The 19,496-nt window shown below is 63.9% G+C and carries 15 protein-coding genes; 10 read left to right on the top strand and 5 right to left on the bottom strand.

All coding sequences use genetic code 11. The features are described from left to right. Positions 1-11: 11 nt before the first annotated feature. The 3 genes from GJ695_RS05840 to GJ695_RS05830 are packed head-to-tail and all read right to left on the bottom strand — an operon-like array spanning position 12 to position 5,678. A complete protein-coding gene (locus tag GJ695_RS05840; RefSeq protein WP_229260591.1) occupies positions 12-2,846 on the bottom strand; it encodes a glycosyl hydrolase 115 family protein in 2,835 nt (944 codons plus the stop codon). A gap of 34 nt (positions 2,847-2,880) precedes the next feature. After that, the gene (locus GJ695_RS05835) at positions 2,881-4,470 is read right to left on the bottom strand and encodes a glycoside hydrolase family 43 protein (RefSeq protein WP_208023439.1); all 1,590 of its coding nucleotides are present in this window, start codon (positions 4,468-4,470) and stop codon (positions 2,881-2,883) included. After that, the gene (locus GJ695_RS05830) at positions 4,467-5,678 is read right to left on the bottom strand and encodes an SGNH/GDSL hydrolase family protein (protein WP_208023440.1); all 1,212 of its coding nucleotides are present in this window, start codon (positions 5,676-5,678) and stop codon (positions 4,467-4,469) included. The genes GJ695_RS05835 and GJ695_RS05830 overlap by 4 nt, the downstream gene beginning before the upstream one ends. A 164-nt stretch (positions 5,679-5,842) precedes the next feature. Here GJ695_RS05830 and GJ695_RS05825 point away from each other — a divergent pair, with 164 nt between their 5' ends. Genes GJ695_RS05825 through GJ695_RS05790 form a run of 8 tightly spaced genes read left to right on the top strand, consistent with a single transcriptional unit; the run spans position 5,843 to position 16,625 of the window. Then, on the top strand, positions 5,843-7,027 hold the full coding sequence (locus tag GJ695_RS05825; protein ID WP_371866494.1) for a fumarylacetoacetate hydrolase family protein: 1,185 nt from the start codon (positions 5,843-5,845) through the stop codon (positions 7,025-7,027). Positions 7,028-7,068: 41 nt separating this feature from the next. After that, a complete protein-coding gene (xylB, locus tag GJ695_RS05820; protein WP_154357331.1) occupies positions 7,069-7,836 on the top strand; it encodes a D-xylose 1-dehydrogenase in 768 nt (255 codons plus the stop codon). Further along, on the top strand, positions 7,833-8,708 hold the full coding sequence (locus GJ695_RS05815) for an SMP-30/gluconolactonase/LRE family protein (protein WP_154362797.1): 876 nt from the start codon (positions 7,833-7,835) through the stop codon (positions 8,706-8,708). Before xylB ends, GJ695_RS05815 begins: the two co-directional genes overlap by 4 nt. 7 nt (positions 8,709-8,715) lie before the next feature. Continuing rightward, a complete protein-coding gene (locus GJ695_RS05810; RefSeq protein ID WP_229260592.1) occupies positions 8,716-10,491 on the top strand; it encodes an IlvD/Edd family dehydratase in 1,776 nt (591 codons plus the stop codon). 32 nt (positions 10,492-10,523) lie between these two features. Continuing rightward, positions 10,524-11,528 carry a D-xylose ABC transporter substrate-binding protein gene (xylF, locus tag GJ695_RS05805; RefSeq protein ID WP_154362795.1) on the top strand — a complete coding sequence of 335 codons (1,005 nt, stop codon included), beginning with the start codon at positions 10,524-10,526 and terminating at the stop codon, positions 11,526-11,528. Positions 11,529-11,537: 9 nt separating this feature from the next. Further along, the gene (gene xylG, locus GJ695_RS05800) at positions 11,538-13,061 is read left to right on the top strand and encodes a D-xylose ABC transporter ATP-binding protein (RefSeq protein ID WP_154362794.1); all 1,524 of its coding nucleotides are present in this window, start codon (positions 11,538-11,540) and stop codon (positions 13,059-13,061) included. 13 nt (positions 13,062-13,074) lie between these two features. Beyond that, the gene (locus GJ695_RS05795) at positions 13,075-14,217 is read left to right on the top strand and encodes a sugar ABC transporter permease (RefSeq protein ID WP_154362792.1); all 1,143 of its coding nucleotides are present in this window, start codon (positions 13,075-13,077) and stop codon (positions 14,215-14,217) included. Between the two features lie 29 nt (positions 14,218-14,246). Beyond that, on the top strand, positions 14,247-16,625 hold the full coding sequence (locus GJ695_RS05790) for a glycoside hydrolase family 3 N-terminal domain-containing protein (RefSeq protein ID WP_154362790.1): 2,379 nt from the start codon (positions 14,247-14,249) through the stop codon (positions 16,623-16,625). Here GJ695_RS05790 and GJ695_RS05785 read toward each other — a convergent pair. After that, positions 16,606-17,196, bottom strand: coding sequence for a hypothetical protein (locus GJ695_RS05785; RefSeq protein WP_154362788.1), 591 nt, complete (start codon positions 17,194-17,196; stop codon positions 16,606-16,608). The genes GJ695_RS05790 and GJ695_RS05785 overlap by 20 nt on opposite strands. A gap of 123 nt (positions 17,197-17,319) precedes the next feature. On the opposite strand from GJ695_RS05785, the gene GJ695_RS05780 reads away from it, so the two are divergent. Continuing rightward, a complete protein-coding gene (locus GJ695_RS05780; RefSeq protein WP_154362786.1) occupies positions 17,320-17,871 on the top strand; it encodes a TetR/AcrR family transcriptional regulator in 552 nt (183 codons plus the stop codon). Positions 17,872-17,936: 65 nt separating this feature from the next. Further along, positions 17,937-18,305: a response regulator gene (locus GJ695_RS05775; protein WP_154362784.1), complete on the top strand. Its 369-nt coding sequence runs from the start codon at positions 17,937-17,939 to the stop codon at positions 18,303-18,305. Here GJ695_RS05775 and GJ695_RS05770 read toward each other — a convergent pair. Then, complete coding sequence (locus tag GJ695_RS05770) at positions 18,302-19,477, bottom strand: MFS transporter (protein WP_166455287.1); 1,176 nt, start codon at positions 19,475-19,477, stop codon at positions 18,302-18,304. The genes GJ695_RS05775 and GJ695_RS05770 overlap by 4 nt on opposite strands. Between the last annotated feature and the right edge of the window lie 19 nt (positions 19,478-19,496).

Raw genomic sequence — 19,496 nt, 5'->3', positions numbered from 1 at the left:
GGTTGCGGGTTTTACTGGCGCGGACTTTCGGGCGGACCAAGGTAACTCGGCTGCTGACCGCCTGTGTTGACCACCAACTTTTGCACTACCAGCCCCGAATCAACCACCCAGAACTTCAGGGTATGGGGGCCAGGTTTGTCAATGTTATGGTGAGAAATCAGCACCGTCGCACCATCAGACACCGTCCGCTCCCATGCCTTCTCGCTGCCATCCGCATGCACGTTGATGACCTGCGGCGCCTCGTCATCAAACGAAATCGCATAGCGCAATCCCGCACCCGGCTGGAACTTCTGCGTCGGCGCCAGCGTGGTCTGCACCTCCACCTTGCCCGCGCTGAATAGCTGCACCTCATACTCCAGCCGCATGCGCGGCTTGTCATCGGCTGGCGCATCCACCGGCAACGCCGTCATGCCGGATAAGGTACGGCCATGATCCGGAATCAGCTGCCACGCGCGCTGGTCGACCGCCACCGCATGCGTGTAATGCTCCGCCTCCATCACCACCACGCCGCCGGTTTCGATAAAGCCCTTCAACGCCGCTGCACCGGCCGGCTTGCGCAACGGGACTTTGATCGTCGTCTTGCCGCCCGCGCCGGCGATGGTCAGCGTAGCGGTCCGCACACCATCCGGCACCTCGGCCCAGCGCACATTCACCAGCACGCGCTGCTGGCGCGCGACTTTGCCGGACGGCTTGTCGAGCGTAATCCAGGGTTCGCTGGCGCTCACCGTGTAATCAAACGCCTGCTGGCCGCGATTGAAGATATCAATAAAGCGTGCCTGCTTCTCAAACACATCCAGCGCCGGCAGCGCGAGTGCGTCACCGCCTGGCCCCGGCCAAACCTGCTCGCTGCCTTCCACCGCGACGCCCATGTCGGCCGCTTTCGGCACCTGCATCTCCGTCACCGGCGGCATCACATTGCGCGGCGGCTGGTTCCAGTAGGTGTAACCCAGGTGCGTCTGCGACATCATGTGGTTCCACTTGCCGCCGCTGATGTCCTCGTGATACTGGCGCACCAGTTCCGCATCCTCTGTAAACAAAGCCCGCGCCCGCGCCGCCAAGTCGTTGGTGGACGCACGGCCCTGCAGGCCATACAGCTGATTCTGGCCGGCCGTGACATACAGCTCATTGACCACAGCCGCCGCCTTCACCGGATACAGCACCAGCTGGAAGAACGCATCGCGCTTGTTGGCCGGCAGCGCGGCTGAAATCTTCTCCGCCCGCGCCGCAATCGACTTGTACTCATCGACGATGCGCGCGGCCTCGTTGTAGTTCACCAGACTGTAGGTGGTAGGCTCCAGCTGCTCCGGCTTGCGGCGGCCGTTGTACTTGGCGTATTTGGCCACGATATCCGCGATATCGTCCGCATGCTCCGGCCCGAACTCGCGCGCCGCCCACAGCTTCAGATAGTCCGGCAGACGCTCGGCCGGCCATGCCTCCGGATTCCAGGCGTAGGTCAGGAAGAACTCAATCGGCACCTCCATCGGCTTCAGGTCTCCCACATTCACGATCCAAAGCTTGTTGGCCTGGTACTGCCATGCCAGATGCATCTGCTCCCACACCTTAGGCAGCGGCGTGACGTTGATCCACTTGTACGAGCGCGGACCGCCGACATAATCGAAGTGATAGTAGATGCCGGCGCCGCCCGCGCGCTTGCGTTCCTCTGCGGTCGGCAGGCGGCGGATATTGCCCCAGTTGTCATCGCACCACAGCAGCGTCACATCGTCCGGAACGCGCATGCCTTTTTCGTAGTACTCCTGCACTTCCTTGTACAGCGCCCACACTTGCGGCACCTTGGTCACATCCGGATTGACCTCCTTGGCGATGATGCTGCGCTGGTCGCCGACGATGCGCTCCAGCAGCGATACATTGGCGCCTTCCGACATCGGCTCATCGCCGTCGCCGCGCATCCCCAGCGTGATCAGCTTTTCCTGGCCCTGCGATGCGCGCAGGCCCTGGGTCCAGAACTCGCGCAGTTTGTCGCCGCTGCGGTTATAGTCCCACGGCTTGCCTTCGCCATAGCGCCGCCATTCATCATGCGCGCGCATCATCGGCTCGTGGTGCGACGTGCCGATGACGACGCCGTATTCGTCGGCGGTCTTGCCGTTCAACTTGTCGTCATCGTAGAAGGCCTCGCCCCACATGGCCGGCCACAGGTAATTGCCGCGCATGCGCAGGATCAGCTCAAACACCTTTTCGTAGAACTGATGATTGAAGCCGCCATAGCGTTGCTGGACCCAGCCGGTCAGCGCCGGCGCTTCGTCATTCAGGAAGATGCCGCGATACTGCACCACCGGCGCATCGCTGACCGCGGCGGCGGCCGACGCGTACACATTCGCATGCTTCGCCGCCGGGACATCCGCCCACCAGTTCCACGGCGAGACGCCGATCTGTTCGGACATCTCGTAGATGCCGAAGATGGTGCCGCGCTTGTCGCTGCCTGTGATCACCAGCGCACGTTCCACGCCGGGCAGAGGCTTGCGCAGCGTCTGCACCTGCCAGCCTTCCCACTTGCCCTTGATGGCCGACACATCGAGCTTGCCGGCGGCCACCAGTTGATCGATCAACGCGCTTTTGCCGATGGTGCCGATAATGATCACATCCGCGCCGGCCGGCTTGCCGTCCTTGGACAGCACCGGCTTGGCGGCGCTGACGCGGGCGATATCGCCTTGCAGATCGCCGGCCGCACGCAGCACGCCGGCATAATCGGCCGCATCGACGTACAGCCTGGCGGCCTGGCCGTTGTGGGCCATCGCCACGGCATCGATGGGCGGTTGATCGAACCAGGCCAGTTTTTTCTGGCCCAGCGCCTGCGCGGGCAGGGCGTGACAAAGCAGGGCCATTAACATGGCCCCTGCGGCAAAAATACGTTGTCTCATGTCGTTATTTTTCCAGTGGTGTGTAGTCGAACCATGCGAAATCCGCAGCCGGCATGGCCTGCTGCTTGCCCGCGCCTTCGGCAAACATGCCGATGAAGACGCCGGTAAAACCGCCCGCTGATTCTGATGACAGCGGTGCGGTTGGTGCGGTGCCGATCAGCTTGAGCGGCGCGTCGCCGCTGCCAAAGCTGAACGCGTAATGGTCGGGCCACGATTCCACCTGCAGCGTCACGGGGCCGGGCGGCAGCGCCGCCGAGGCCTGAAGCGACGTGACGCCGCCGGTGCGTATCAGCAGTTCGAGGCGGCGTTCCGGCATTCCGGTCACGCGCAGCTCGTAGTAGTTCTTCTCATTCTGGCGCAGTACCAGACCCGCCGATTGCGTCGCGGCGGCTGGCAGGAATTCCAGCTGGGTGGTCGCGCGCATGCGCATGTGCTCCTGCCTGCGCGCCACGAATGCAGGCTGCGCGATGTCGTTCATGGTGATGGTGCTGCCTTTCAGGCGCAGGTAGCCGGAACGCTCGCTCAGCGACCACAGTCCGTCGCCCGGACCGCGCAGTTGCGACCATTGCAGTCCCAGTTTCGGCACGTTGAAGTCGTCGCGCACTGGCGCCGCAGGCCAAGGCGAGGAAGCTGGCAGCCCGTCGGCGGACATTTCGACCGCGAGCGGCTTGCCGCCATTGACGGTGAGCCAGCCCTGATCGTTCCACGCCACAGGCGTCAACAGCGTCTCGCGGCCAAGGTGGTGGCGGTTGTCGACAGGGCGGATGCCCAGCAGCGGCATCCACCACTTGCCTTCAGGCGTTTGCACCAGGTCTCCATGGCCGGTAGCCTGCAACGGCAGTTCCGGGTGGCTGCGGTGCGTGAGGATGGGATTGGCCGGGTTGGCGGTGTATGGGCCGAACGGCGACGACGAACGGGCCATCGTCAGGCTGTGGTTGTAGGATGTGCCGCCCTCGGAGATCATCAGGTAGTACAGGCCATCGTGCTTGTACAGGTGCGGACCTTCGGGCCATACGCCGCCTGTGCCGGACCAGATCAGGCGCGGTGGCTCCAGCAGCTTGCCGGCCTTCAGGTCGATTTCCGCCTGATAGACGCCGCCGTGCTCTCCGCCACCGTGCCGTGTGTAATAGACCTTGCCGTCGTCGTCAAAGAACAACGACGGGTCCATGGCGAAGCTTGGGTCGTTCAGCCATACCGGTTCCGACCATTCGCCGGCGGGGTCTTTGGTGTGAACGTAAAAGGCGCCGCCGCCCTCCATATTGGTGGTGACCATATAGAACTCGCCGTCGTGGCAGCGCAGCGTCGGCGCGTAGATGCCCTGAGAGCTGCGCGTGTGGGCCAGATTCAGCTGGCTGGCGCGCGTCAGCGCATGGCCGATCTGGCGCCAGTGGACCAGATCCTTGCTGTGGTAAATCGGCACACCTGGGAAGTATTCAAAACTGCTTGTCGCCAGATAGTAGTCGCCGCCAACGCGGCAGACACTGGGATCGGCGTGGAAACCGCCGAGTACCGGATTGGTGTAGGTGGCGGCCTGCGAGGTCAGGGTGGTCGTGGCCAGCAGTGCGGTCAGCGCGGCGCGCGCGGCGATCATCATTTCCTGCTTCCGCATTGCTGGCGCAGCGCCGCCAACGGCACGGTATCCGCCAGCGCGCGATAGCCTGCCAGCGATGGATGCAGGCCGTCGCCGGAGTCGTATATCTTCTTCAGCTTCGAGGGCTGTTCCGGATCGCGCAGCGCCGCATCGAAGTCGGCGACGGCGTCGAACACGCCCGAGGTTCGCATCCACTGATTCAGTTCCAGGCGGTCGGCCTCGTTACCGGCGTCCGGATGGTAATAGTCGCTGCCCGAATACGGCGTGATGGTGCCGCCGATGACGCAGATGCCGTGTGCATGCGCGCGTTCCGCCAGTTGGCGGTGCGCTAGCTTCAGGTCCGCCAGCAGCTGTTGGCGGTCGGCCGGCGTATCCGGACCGTTGCGGTGCTGGACGCCGAAATCGTTCACCCCGATCAGCACCAGCGCGTGCGTGACGCCTGAACGCGACAGCACATCCCGGTCGAAGCGCGCAATCAGCGGCGTGCCCAGTCCTTCGCGCAGCAGGCGCCCGCCGCCGATGCCGGCGTTGACCACGGCCAGCGGCTGTTTGTTGTCGCGCAGCCGCGCGGCCAGCACATCGGTCCAGCGGGTGTTGGTGTCGGGTGGAATGCCGTAACCGTCGGTGATGGAGTCGCCGATGGCCACCAGCGCGCCGGCGTCGCGCGGCGCCAGCACGTCGACATCGCTCAATGCATACCAGCGCGTGACGCTGGCGGCATCGGTCCACGATGCATCCATTACGCGGTTGCCCTTGGCGAGAAAAGTATGGGCGCGGGCGCCGTTATGGCTGGTCTGGCGCGCCGGCTCGGCCTTGAAATACAGCGAAATCGCCAGGTCGGCGGCCGGTTTGACTTCCATGGCGACGGCGTCGCTGTAGTATTCCGCGCCAGCCGGAATCATCACCGAAGCGCGGCCGTCGAAGGTCAGCGGATGCAGGGTAGGGGCCTGAATGCCGGCCTGGCCGGGCGCTTGCGCCAGCGCCACGCTGGCGCCATCGAGCATTAATGGTGCGGTGCCATATGCGTTGCTGATGCGGACCCTGAACTGCTTGCCGCCCAGAGAGAGATGGACGATCTGGCGCAGGCTGGCGTCACGCCAGTTTTCGGCCGCCAGTTCATTTGCCGTGTCGGGAATTTGCTGCGCCGCACCCCAACTGGCCACCCAGTGCGGCGACGGTTGCGGCGCTGGTGCGGCCGCTGCGGCATGCATCAGAAAAACCGCTATGGCGGCGCCCAAATAACGGGGTAAAGCGTGTTGACTTGGTTGCATAAATCCTTCACACTCATAAAATGTTAGCGCTATTCATTTTAGGGTAATCGGATGGTAGGTGCAACAAAAACGCCGGAAGAGCCATAACGAGACAAGGACATTTTGTGAACAATCATTTGAAGCATGCGCCGGCATCGGCGCACCTCCCCGCCGACCTGTCCGACGCGCTGCTGGTAGGCCGCGTGTGGCGCAGCGACGTCAACGGCCCAAGCGTGGTGGTCGTGCGCAAAGGCGAAGTATTCGACATCACCGCGCAAGTGGCGACGGTATCCGATCTGCTGGACCGCGACGACGTGGTGGCCTTCGCGCACGCCGCGCAGGGCGAGTCGCTGGGCCGCGTGGAAGCGCTGATCGACGGCGCATTGAGCGGCGCCGACGCGCCGATGCGCCTGCTGGCGCCATGCGACGTGCAGGCTATCAAGGCCTGCGGCGTGACTTTCGCCGTCAGCCTGCTGGAACGCGTGATCGAAGAACAGGCCGGCGGCAATCCTGCGCGCGCCGACGAGCTGCGTAGCTCGCTGCTGAAAGACATCGGCGCCGACCTGTCGGCCATCAAGCCAGGTTCGCCGGAAGCGGAAAAGCTGAAGCAGCAATTCATCGCGCGCGGCGCCTGGTCGCAGTATATGGAAGTGGGCATCGGCCCATACGCCGAAGTGTTCTCCAAATCGCAGCCCATGTCGGCGGTCGGTTTCGGCGCGGACGTCGGCCTGCACCCCGAGTCGAAATGGAACAACCCGGAGCCGGAGATCGTGCTGGCGGTGAACAGCCGCGCACAGACCGTGGGCGCCACGCTGGGCAACGACGTCAACCTGCGCGACATCGAAGGCCGCAGCGCGCTGCTGCTGGGTAAAGCCAAGGACAACAATGCGTCCTGCGGCATCGGCCCGTTCATCCGCCTGTTCGACGAACACTTCACCATCGACACCGTGCGCAACGCGGAGCTGCGTCTGCTGATCGAAGGTTCGGAAGACGGCTTCCGCCTCGATGGCGAGAGCCGCATGCGCGAAATCAGCCGCGATCCGCTGGACCTGGTGTCGCAGACCAGCGGCGCGCACCACCAATATCCGGACGGCTTCATGCTCTTCCTCGGCACCATGTTCTCGCCGATCAAAGACCGTGGCGCGCCGGGCGCGGGCTTCACCCACAAGCTGGGCGACCGCGTCAGCATCAGCAGCCCGTCGCTGGGCATGCTGGTGAATCACGTACAACTCAGCACCACCGTGGCGCCATGGACCTTTGGCGTGCGCGCGCTGTATCGCAATCTGGCCCAACGCGGCCTGCTCAACTAAAACAAACATAATCTCTGGAGGAGAAAAAGATGGTGCAACCCATGGTGTACGCCACCTACCCGGACCTGGCCGACAAGCGAGTCCTGATCACCGGCGGCGGTACGGGCATCGGCGCCGGTATCGTGGATGCCTTTGTCAAGCAGGGCGCGCAGGTATTCTTCATCGATATCGCGGTCGACGCCTCGCGCGAACTGGCGGACAGCCTGAAAGGCGCCAAGTACGCGCCAGTGTTCTTCCACTGCGACCTGACCGACCTGGATGCCTTGTCAAAGGTGCTGGCGCAGATCGAAGCGGACCACGGCGCGATTGAAATCCTGATCAACAACGCGGCCAACGACAACCGCCACCAGGTGCAGGAAGTCAGCGCCAAGTATTGGGACGATAGCCTGGCCGTCAATCTGCGCCACCAGTTCTTCTGCGCGCAGGCCGTGGCGCCTGGCATGAAGGCCAAGGGCGGCGGCGTGATCCTGAACTTCGGTTCGATCTCGTGGCACCTGGCGCTGCCGGACCTGACGCTGTACATGACCGCCAAGGCGGCCATCGAGGGACTGACCCGCGGCCTGGCGCGCGACCTGGGCAAGGACGGCATCCGCGTCAACTGCGTGATTCCAGGCTCGGTGCGCACGCCGCGCCAGATGGCCATGTGGCATACGCCGGAAGGCGAGCAGGATATCCTCAACGCGCAGTGCCTGCACGAGCGCGTGGAGCCGGAAGACATCGCCGCCATGGCGCTGTTCCTGTCCTCGGACAATGCACGACGCTGCTCCGGCCGCGATTACTTCGTCGACGCCGGATGGTATGGAGCATGAACCTCTATCAGCCTGAGTGCATCTGGGCCCTCGGCGCGACGCTGGCCGAAGGACCGGTATGGCATCCGGAAGACAAGGCGTTGTACTTCGTCGACATCAAGCAGCGCGCGATTCACCGCTGTGCCGAAGACGGCGGCCGCCGCCAGAGCTGGACGGTGCCGGATGAAGTGGGCTTCGCCTTGCCGATGCATGGCGGCGACTTCGTCTGCGGCCTGCCGGGCCGCATCGATCGCTTTTCGTTCGAGACCGGCGCGCTGACCACGCTGCACGAACTGGAACAGCACCTGCCGGGCAATCGCCTCAACGACGGCTATGTGGACCGCCATGGCGCGCTGTGGTTCGGCTCCATGGACAACGCCGAAGAGGCGGCGAGCGGCGCGCTGTATCGCCTGAGCGCCGGCGCGGCGGCGGAGCACAAGGACGGCGGCTACGTCATCACCAACGGCCCGTGCGTCAGTCCGGATGGCCGCACCTTCTACCACACCGACACGCTGGAGAAGACCATCTACGCCTTCGACCTGGACGAGCAGGGCGGCCTGTCGAACAAGCGCGTATTCGTGCGCATCGAGGGCAGCGGCTACCCGGACGGCACGGCGGTGGATGCCGACGGCGCCTTGTGGGTAGGCCTGTTCGGCGGTGCGCGCATCGAGCGCTATGCGGCGTCTGGCCAGCTGCTGGACACCGTCAACATGCCGTGTTCGAATATCACCAAGGTCACCTTCGGCGGCGAGGATTTGCGCACCGTGTTTGTGACCACCGCCCGCAAGGGCCTGTCGGCTGAAGAATTGAGCCGGGAGCCGCTGGCAGGAGGCATCTTCAGCTTCCGCGTGGCCTCGCCGGGACAACTGCAACATCTGTACTTACCTGAATAGGCACTCTATGAGCACCCAATCGCGTCGCTACCGTTCGCAAGACTGGTTTGATAATCCGGACCATATCGATATGACCGCGCTGTATCTTGAGCGCTTCATGAACTACGGGATCACGCCGGAAGAACTGCGTTCCGGCCGTCCCATCATCGGCATCGCGCAATCGGGCAGCGACATCAGCCCTTGCAACCGCATCCACCTGGAACTGGCCAAGCGCGTGCGCGACGGCATCCGTGACGCCGGCGGTATCGCGATGGAGTTCCCGCTGCACCCGATTTTTGAAAACTGCCGCCGTCCGACCGCCGCCATCGACCGCAACCTGGCGTATATGGGCCTGGTCGAAATCCTGCACGGCTACCCGATCGACGCCGTGGTGCTGACCACCGGCTGCGACAAGACCACGCCGTCGCAGCTGATGGCTGCCGCCACCGTCGATATCCCGGCCATCGTGCTGTCCGGCGGTCCGATGCTGGACGGCTGGCTCGATGGTGAACTGGTGGGTTCCGGCTCGGCGATCTGGAAAGGCCGCAAGCAGCTGGCCGCCGGCAAAATCGACAACGAGAAGTTCCTGGAGATCGCCGCCGCCTCGGCGCCGTCCGCGGGCCACTGCAACACCATGGGCACCGCATCGACCATGAACGCCATCGCCGAAGCGCTGGGCATGTCGCTCACCGGCTGCTCGGCGATTCCTGCGCCATACCGCGAACGCGGCCAGATGGCCTATGAAACCGGCAAGCGTATCGTCGAAATGGCCAAGCTGGACCTGCGTCCGTCGCAGATCCTGAACCGCGACGCGTTCCTGGACGCGATCGTGGTCAATGCCGCCATCGGCGGTTCCACCAACGCGCAGCAGCACATCGTCGCCATGGCGCGTCACGCCGGCGTGGAGCTGAAATCGAGCGACTGGATGGAGTTCGGCCACAAGGTGCCGCTGCTGCTGAACATGCAGCCGTCCGGTAAATTCCTCGGCGAGCGCTTCCACCGCGCAGGCGGCGTGCCGGCCGTGATGTGGGAGCTGGAACAGCAGGGCAAGCTGCGTTCGAAACGCCTGACCGTCACCGGCAAGACCATGGCGGAAAACCTGGTCAACCGCGAGACCAACGACCGCGAAGTGATCTACCCGTTCAACGCGCCGCTGAAGGAAGACGCAGGCTTCTTCGTCCTGAAGGGCAACCTGTTCGACTTCGCCATCATGAAGACCAGCGTGATTTCGCCGGAATTCCGCCAGCGCTACCTGAGCGCGCCGGGCAAGGAAAACATCTTCGAATCGCGCGCCATCGTGTTTGACGGTTCGGGCGATTACCACGACCGCATCAACGATCCGGCGCTGAACATCGACGAGAACTGCATGCTGGTGATTCGCGGTGCGGGTCCGATCGGCTGGCCTGGTTCGGCGGAAGTCGTCAACATGCAACCGCCGGATGCGCTGATCAAACGCGGCATCAACTGGCTGCCGACGCTGGGCGACGGCCGCCAGTCCGGCACCTCGGACAGCCCGTCGATCCTGAACGCTTCGCCGGAAAGCGCGGTGGGCGGCGGCCTGGCGTACATCCGCACCGGCGACACCGTGCGCGTGGACCTGAACGAAGGCTCCTGCAATATGCTGATCAGCGATGAGGAACTGGCCAGGCGCAAGGCCGAAGGCATCCCGCCCGTGCCGGCCAGCCAGACGCCGTGGCAGCAGTTGTACCGCTCCACCGTCGGCCAGATGGAAACCGGCGCCTGCATGGAGCTGGCGCTCGAATACCGGGGAGTGGGGCAGACGCTGGCGCGTCACAACCACTAACTCTTCAGCAAAATACCAATAACGGAGACAATATGAAGAAGACTGTAGTTAGCGCCATCATCGGCGCCATGCTGGCCCTGAGCGGCGGCGCCGCGATGGCCGACGCCAAGAACCCGAAGATCGGTTTTTCCATCGACGACCTGCGCCTGGAACGCTGGGCGCGCGACCGTGACTACTTCACCGCCGAAGCGGAGAAGCTGGGCGCCAAGGTCTACGTGCAGTCGGCCGACGCCAGCGAACAGCGCCAGATCGCGCAGATCGAGAACCTGATCTCGCGCGGCGTGGACGTGCTGGTCATCGTTCCCTACAACGCCACGGTGCTGAACAATGCCGTGCGTGAAGCGAAGAAGGCCAAGATCAAGGTCGTGTCCTACGACCGCCTGATCCTCAACGCCGATATCGACGCTTACATCTCGTTCGACAACGCCAAGGTCGGCGAGCTGCAAGCCAGTACGCTGGTGGGCATCAAACCAAAGGGTAACTACTACCTGCTGGGCGGCGCGCCAACCGACAACAACGCCAAGATCCTGCGCGAAGGACAGATGAAGGTGCTGCAGCCGCTGATCGACAAGGGCGACATCAAGGTGGTGGGCAAGCAGTGGACCAAGGACTGGAGCGCGTCGGAAGCGCTGTCCATCGTGGAAAACGCGCTGACTGCCAACGGCAACAAGATCGACGCAGTCGTGGCTTCGAACGACGCCACCGCCGGCGGTGCGATCCAGGCGCTGGCCGCGCAGAAGCTGGCGGGTAAGGTGCCGGTCTCCGGCCAGGACGCCGACCTGGCGGCCGTCAAGCGCGTCATCGCCGGCACGCAGGCGATGACCGTCTACAAACCGTTGAAAGTGATCGCCACCGAAGCGGCGCGCCTGTCGGTGAAACTGGTGCGCAACGAAGCGCCGGCCTTCAACTCGTCGTATAACAACGGCTTGAAGAACGTCAGCACCATGCTGCTGGCGCCTGTCGCGCTGACCAAGGCCAATGTCAACGTGTTGGCCGACGACGGCTTCTACACCAAGGCCCAGCTGACCGCCAACTAAGGAATCAGCATGGCCGAATATCTTCTGGAAATGCGCAACATCGTCAAGGAATTTGGCGGCGTGCGTGCGTTGAACGGCATCGACATCAAGCTCAAGGCCGGCGAGTGCGCCGGTTTGTGCGGCGAGAACGGCGCCGGCAAGTCGACGTTAATGAAAGTGCTGTCCGCCGTGTACCCGCACGGCACCTGGGACGGCGAGATTCTGTGGGACGGCAAGCCATTGCAGGCGCAGTCCATCCGCGACACCGAGGCGGCCGGCATCGTCATCATCCACCAGGAACTGATGCTGGTGCCTGAGCTGTCGGTGGCGGAGAACATCTTCCTCGGCAACGAGATCACGCTGCCCGGCGGCCGCATGGACTATGCGGCCATGAACCGCCGCGCCGAGCAGCTGCTGAAAGAGCTGAACATCAACGATGTGAACGTGGTGCTGCCGGTGAAGCAGTACGGCGGCGGCCACCAGCAGCTGATCGAGATCGCCAAGGCGCTGAACAAGAACGCGCGCCTGCTGATCCTGGACGAGCCTTCGTCGTCGCTGACGGCGTCCGAGATCAAGGTGCTGCTGAATATCATCCATTCGCTGAAGGCGAAGGGCGTCACCTGCGTCTACATTTCGCACAAGCTGGATGAAGTGGCGGATATCTGCGACACCATCGTCACCATCCGCGACGGCCAGCACATCGCCACCACGCCGATGTCGGAGATGAATATCGACCGCATCATCGCGCAGATGGTGGGGCGCGAGATGACGCAACTGTATCCGCAGCGCGAGCACCAGCCGGGCGAAGTGATTTTCGAGGCGCGCAACGTCACCTGCTACGACGCTGATAATCCCGAACGCAAGCGGGTGGATAACATCTCCTTCAAGCTGCGCCAGGGCGAAATCCTCGGCATCGCTGGCCTGGTGGGCGCCGGACGCACGGAGCTGGTGTCCGCCATCTTCGGCGCGTATCCGGGACCGAGCGAGGCGGAAGTCTGGCTGAACGGCGCGAAGCTGGACACCAGCACGCCGGTCAAGGCGATCCGCAACGGCCTGGCCATGGTGCCGGAAGATCGCAAGCACCACGGCATCGTGCCAGACCTCGGCGTCGGTCACAACATGACGCTGGCGGTGCTGAACGACTTCGCGCGCGCCACCCGCATCGACCAGGAAGCCGAGCTGGCGACCATCCGCCAGGAGATCAAGAGCGTCAAGCTGAAGACTTCCAGCCCGTTCCTGCCGATTACAGGCCTGTCCGGCGGTAACCAGCAGAAGGCGGTGTTGTCCAAGATGCTGCTGACCAAACCGAAAATCCTGATCCTCGACGAGCCGACGCGCGGCGTCGATGTCGGCGCCAAGTTCGAGATTTACCAGCTGATGTTCGATCTGGCCAAGCAGGGCATGTCGATCATCATGGTGTCGTCCGAACTGGCTGAAGTGCTTGGCATTTCGGACCGCGTGCTGGTGATCGGTGAAGGAAAACTGCGTGGCGATTTCGTCAACGATAACCTGAGCCAGGAAACCGTGCTGGCAGCGGCGCTGGATGCGCATTGAACTAGGAATGAAAATGAAGAGTATGAATATCAAGCAGCTGTTCACGCAGTACAAGATGCTGGCCCTGTTGATCGCGGTCGCGCTGATCTGGGCGTTCTTCAGCTATCACACCGAGGGCGGCTTCGTCACACCGCGCAATCTGTCCAACCTGATGCGCCAGATGGCGATCACCGGCATCGTCGCCTGCGGCATGTCGCTGGTGATCATCGCCGGCGAGATCGACCTGTCGGTCGGTTCGCTGCTTGGCCTGCTGGGCGGGATCGCGGCGGTGCTGGATGTCACGCACCATCTGCCGCTGCCGGCCACGCTGGCCGCGGTGCTGGTGGTCGGCCTGCTGATTGGCCTGTTCAACGGCTACCTGACAGCTTATCTGGGCATCCCGTCGTTCATCGTCGGCCTGGGCGGCATGCTCGCGTATCGCGGCATTGTGCTGGGCGTCACCGGCGGCACCACCATCGCGCCGGTATCGGATGACATGGTCTACATCGGCCAGGCCTATCTGTCGCCGACGCTGGGCATCGCGCTGGGCGTGCTGCTGTTCGTGGTCGCCATCTACCTGATCCTGCAACAGCGCCGCAGCAAGGCTGCGCACGCGCTGGAAGTGGCGCCGGTATGGCGCGACGCGGCCAAGCTGGCGGTGCTGGGCGTGGTGCTGGCGGCGTTTGTCATCACCTTCAATTCGTATGAGGGCATTCCGCTGCCGGTGCTGCTGCTCCTGGCGCTGCTGGGCATCTTCAGCTATGTCACCACGCAGACGGTGTTCGGCCGCCGCGTGTACTCGGTCGGTTCGAACATGGAGGCGACGCGCCTGTCGGGCATCAACGTCAAGTCGATCAAGCTCTGGATCTTCGGCATCATGGGTTTGATGTGCGCGCTGGCCGGCATCGTCAACACGGCGCGTCTGGCGGCGGGCTCGCCGTCGGCAGGCACCTCGGGCGAGCTGGATGCGATTGCGGCCTGCTTCATCGGCGGCACCTCGATGCGCGGCGGTTCGGGCACCGTGCACGGCGCGCTGATCGGCGCGCTGGTCATGGCGTCGCTGGACAACGGCATGTCGATGCTGGACGTGGACACGTATTGGCAGATGATCGTCAAAGGCGCGATTCTGACGCTGGCGGTTTGGGTGGATGTCAGCACCCGTGCAGGTAAGCGGTAACTATAAAAAATCCAACAGGAGACAAATGCATGAGCAATAACCGTAGGCAGTTCCTCACTTCCATGACCGGCCTGGCCGGACTCTCCGTGCTGCCGCCGATGGCGTTGGCCGCCGCTTCGGCGCCGTACAAGGACGCGTCGCTGCCGGTCGACAAGCGCGTCGACGACCTGCTGGGCCGCATGACGCTGGAAGAGAAGATCGCGCAGATGCAGTGCACCTGGCAGGCCAAGACCGAGATCCAGGACGCCAAGGGCGAGTTCTCGGCGGCCAAGGCGCAGAAGGCGTGGCCGCATGGCCTGGGCATGATCGGCCGTCCGTCGGACCGCCAGTTGGGCCAGGCCGCAGGCGCGGGCGACACCGGCGGACACGCCAACCGCAATGCGCTGGAAACGGCCACCTACACCAACGCGGTGCAGAAGTGGGCGGTGGAACAGACCCGCCTCGGCATCCCGCTGTTCATGCATGAAGAAGCGCTGCACGGTTACGTGGCGCGCGACGCGACGTCGTTCCCGCAGGCGATCGGCATCGCCTCGTCGTTCGATCCCGAACTGACGACGAAGATTTTCAGCGTGGCGGCGCGCGAGATGCGGGTTCGTGGCGCCAACCTGGCGCTGGCGCCGGTGGTGGACGTGGCGCGCGAGCCACGCTGGGGACGTATCGAGGAAACCTACGGCGAAGATCCTTATCTCTGCGGCGAAATCGGCAAGGCGGCCATCATCGGCTTCGCCGGCACCGATCCCAAGCTGGCGAAAGATAAAGTCCTCGTCACGCTGAAGCACATGACCGGCCACGGCCAGCCTGAAAGCGGCACCAACATCGGCCCGGCGGAAGTCAGCGAGCGCACCTTGCGCGAAGAGTTCTTCCCGCCGTTTGAAAAAGCGATCAAGGAAACCAACGTCGGCTGCGTCATGCCGTCTTATAACGAGATCGGCGGCGTGCCGTCGCACGCCAACCACTGGCTACTGCACAAGGTGCTGCGCGAGGAGTGGGGCTTCAAAGGCATCACGGTGTCGGACTATTTCGGCATCAATGAACTGATCACGCGCCACAAGCTGGCCGCCACGCCGAAGGAAGCCGCGCTGCGCGCCGTCAAGGCCGGCGTTGACGTTGAAACGCCGGACGGTCTGGCGTACAAGACGCTCGGCGAACTGGTGGCGGAAAAGCGCGTCTCCGAAGCGGAGATCGACGTGGTGGTGCGCCGCATCCTGGCGTTGAAGTTCCAGACCGGCCTGTTCGAACAGCCGTATGTGGACGCCAAGGCCGCCGACAGCCTGACCGCGACGCCGGACGCCGTGGCGCTGGCGCGCCTTGCCGCGACGCGCACGCCGGTGCTGCTGAAGAACGACAAGGGCCTGCTGCCGCTGGACGGCAAGAAGGTCGGCAAGGTGCTGTTGATCGGCACCCACGCCAAGGACACGCCGATTGGCGGCTACTCCGACCATCCGCGCCACATCGTGTCGATTCACGACGGCTTGCAGGCCGAGGCCAAGGCGCAGGGCTTCTCGCTGTCGTATTCCGAAGGCGTGCGCATCACCGAAAGCCATGTGTGGGGCGCCGACGAAATCAAGTTCACGCCGCCGGAAGTGAACGCCAAGCTGATCGCCGCCGCCGTGGAAGCCGCCAAATCGGCCGACACCATCATCATGGTCCTGGGCGATAACGAGCAGACCAGCCGCGAGGCATGGGCCGACAACCACCTGGGTGACCGTGAAAGCCTGGACCTGATGGGCCAGCAGAACGATCTGGCGCGCGCGATTTTCGCACTCGGCAAGCCGACCGTGGTGTTTCTGCTGAACGGCCGTCCGCTGTCGATCAACCTGCTGGCAGAGAAGGCCGACGCGATCATCGAGGGCTGGTACATGGGCCAGGAAACCGGCTATGCGGCGGCGGACCTGCTGTTCGGCCGCGCCAACCCTGGCGGCAAGCTGCCGGTATCGATCGCGCGCAGCGTCGGTCAGCTGCCGATCTTCTACAATCACAAGCCTTCGGCGCGTCGTGGCTACATCGATGGTTCGACCAAGCCGCTGTATCCATTCGGCTTTGGTTTGAGCTACACCACGTTTGCGATTTCCGAGCCGCGCCTGACCAAAGCCAGCATGGGCGTGGGCGACTCGACCAAGGTGGAAGTGGACGTCACCAACACCGGCACGCGCGCAGGCGACGAAGTGGTGCAGATCTACATCCGCGACGACGTCAGTTCGGTCACGCGTCCCGTTCTTGAGCTGAAAGCCTTCAAGCGCGTCACGCTGCAGCCAGGCGAAAAGCGCACGCTGAGCTTCGACATCAAGCCGTCCGACCTGTGGTTCTACAACACCGAGATGCAGCGTGTGGTGGAGCCGGGCAGCTTCACCATCCACGCCGGTGCGGATAGCGCGAACCTGAAGTCGGTCAAGCTGATGGTCGGCTAAACCGGTGCAGCACCCACGCCGCCGACAGATACCAGGCGGCGTGGGCGCCGAACACCGCCATCAGGCTGCGCGGCGTCAGCAGCAGGTCGCCGAACAAGATCCACGCCGCCGGCACGATGGCGGCCAGTACTCCCAACACCGCAAACCAGCGCACACGCCGCCATGCCGTGCATGACCACAGCAGGATGGCCGCACTTTGCGCGACAAATCCCGCCTTGCTGAATACCTGGATCGTCACGCCGATCGGGCGCAGCACCGTAGCCACATCGGTATCCGCAAGCAGCGGCGTCACAAAGCCATCCAGCAGCATCGCCACGCCAAGCAGCACACAGCCGAGTCGATAGACGTAGAGCGCGCCGGAGCGCTCCTTCAGCGCTTCACTTAATACCGCAAGGGCGCTTGCCAGTATCGCCAGCAATGCGATCAGGATGCCGTGTACCTGATTGTCCCTGACGGCTTGCTGCGCCAGCTCCACTTTCGAGGTGGCGATGGGATGATGAAACAAGGCCAGCATGATCAACAGGACCACGCCGACAATGGCGAAAGCGGCTACGCGCGATAACAATTTCATGCTCTTCCTTTACATGTTGTTGGAAGTGACATTAATATCAGTGGCAGCGCCGCAGTTGGCGGCATGTTGGCGCCTGAAGTCCGTTAGCGGACAAACGCGCGCAATTGTCCATTAGGGGAAGGCATGACGGCGGCACCTGACAGGCGACAGACCAAAACCCGCGCCGCACTGCATAACGCATTTCGCTCGCTGCTGCTGGGGCAGGGCTACGAGGCGCTGACGGTGGGAGCGTTGGCGGATACAGCTAACGTTGGCCGTTCCACTTTCTATGAGCATTACCGGACCATGGACGATCTGCTCCGGGAAAGCGTTCAAGGCCCGTTTGCGACGTTGGCGGACCTGGTGGATAAGCCGGCGGCCGGCGCTGCGCTTGTCAGTCTGTTGCTGCATTTCCGCGAAAACCAGCAGGTGGCGCGCGTGCTGCTTGGATGGCCGACCCGGCCCGTGCTGGCGTCGGCGCTGACGCAGCTGATTGCGGCGCGGTTGCGGGCCGTAGCGCTGGCGGCGCCGCTGATTCCCGCCGACGTCATCGCCCGCCAGATCGCCGAAATGCAGCTGGCCCTGATCGACGCCTGGATTGCTGGCCGGCCCGCGATGCAACCAGACGCCGTGGCGAACGCGCTGTGCGCCGGTACTGGGGCACTGATGAGTGTCTTGGCGGGCAGGGTGCGCTAGCGAACATTCGTTTTGCGGCCTGCTTGCTACGATGCCTTACCGATTAAATAAAAGGCGAGGCAAAAATGGCTAGCGCAAAACAGGTTTTGGTGGTGGATGATAATGTGGATGTGGTGGAGTCGCTGTCGGCGCTACTGCAATGCCAGGGCTATGAGACCGCGTCCGCCCACAACGGCTACGAAGCCTGCGACTGGGTGCGCGATGCGATGCCGAAGGCGATCATCATGGACTTGGGCATGCCCTGGATGGACGGCTTTGGCGCCGTGCGCGCCATCCGCCGCATGCCTGGCGCGGAGACGCTGCCGATCATCGCGCTGACCGGTTCCGCCGACAGCGACTCGGCCAAGAAGGCTGTCGCCGCCGGCTTTACCCAGCATTTTTCAAAGCCGCTGAACTTCGAACATCTGAACCAGTATCTGAATAACCTCGGTTAAGCGGCCGCCGGTTGCGCGCCAACCGCGCGGCCGGCGAACACCAGCAACAATCCGGCCGCCGCCAGTACGGCGCCGGCGACCGGCACGGCCGCGTAGCCCATGCCGGCGGAAATCACGTAACTTCCCACCGCGGCGCCCAGCGCATTCCCCAGGTTGAATGCGCCGACATTGACCGACGACGCCAGACCCGGCGCCTCGGCTGCCGCGTGCATCACGCGGATCTGCACCGGCGGCACCAGCGCAAACGCCGCCGCACCCCACAACACGACGCCAATCAGCGCACCCGCATGGCTGCCGAACAGCAGCGGCAGCACCAGCATGATCACGGCCAGCGAAGCCAGGAAGATCTTGGTGGCGCCATCCAGCGACCAATCGGCCAGCTTGCCGCCGATGCCGTTACCGATCGTGAAGCCGACGCCGATCAGCACCAGCGCCACGGTAATGAAGGTCGACGAAGCACCGGTCAGGGTGGTCAGCACCGGCGCGATATAGGTGTACAGCGTGAACATCGCGGCCGAACCCATGACCGTGGTGGCCATCGCCATCAGCACCACAGGGCGGGTCAGCACGCGCAGTTCCTTGCGGATGTCCGGCATCGCGCCCATTTCGCCGCGCGGCAGCGCGACCACCAGCGCCGCCATCGCCAGCAGGCCCAGGCCCGCCGTGCCGGCAAACGCCATGCGCCAGCCGATCTGCTGGCCGACCCAGGTCGCCGCCGGCACGCCGCCGATATTGGCGATCGTCAGTCCCATGAACATGGTGGCCACCGCGCTGGCGCGCTTGTCCGGCGCGACCAGGTTGGCCGCGACCACCGAACCGATGCCGAAGAAGGCGCCGTGATTCAGGCTGGTGACCAGGCGCGAAGCGAGCAGCGTCCAGTAGCCGGGCGCCATGGCCGACAGCAGGTTGCCGACGACGAAAATGGAGAGCAGCACCATCAGCGCATGCTTGGCGCGCAGGCGTGACAGCAGCAGCGTCATGATGGGGGCGCCGATCATCACGCCCAGCGCGTAGGCGCTGATCAGCAGGCCGGCGCTGGGGATGGAGACGTGGACGCCTTCGGCGATGACCGGCAGCAGTCCCATGGGCGAAAACTCGGTGGTGCCGATGCCGAAGGCCCCGACGGCCAGTGCCAGCAGGGCCCAGGTGGGCTTCTTGTTCGTGTCCGTCACTGTGTACTTTCAGTTAACC

The sequence above is a fragment of the Duganella alba genome (assembly GCF_009674495.1).
Classification (GTDB): Bacteria; Pseudomonadota; Gammaproteobacteria; order Burkholderiales; family Burkholderiaceae_D; genus Rugamonas; species Rugamonas alba.
The sequence above is the reverse complement of the archived record's forward strand: the minus strand, read 5'-3'. Positions and strand labels throughout refer to the sequence as shown.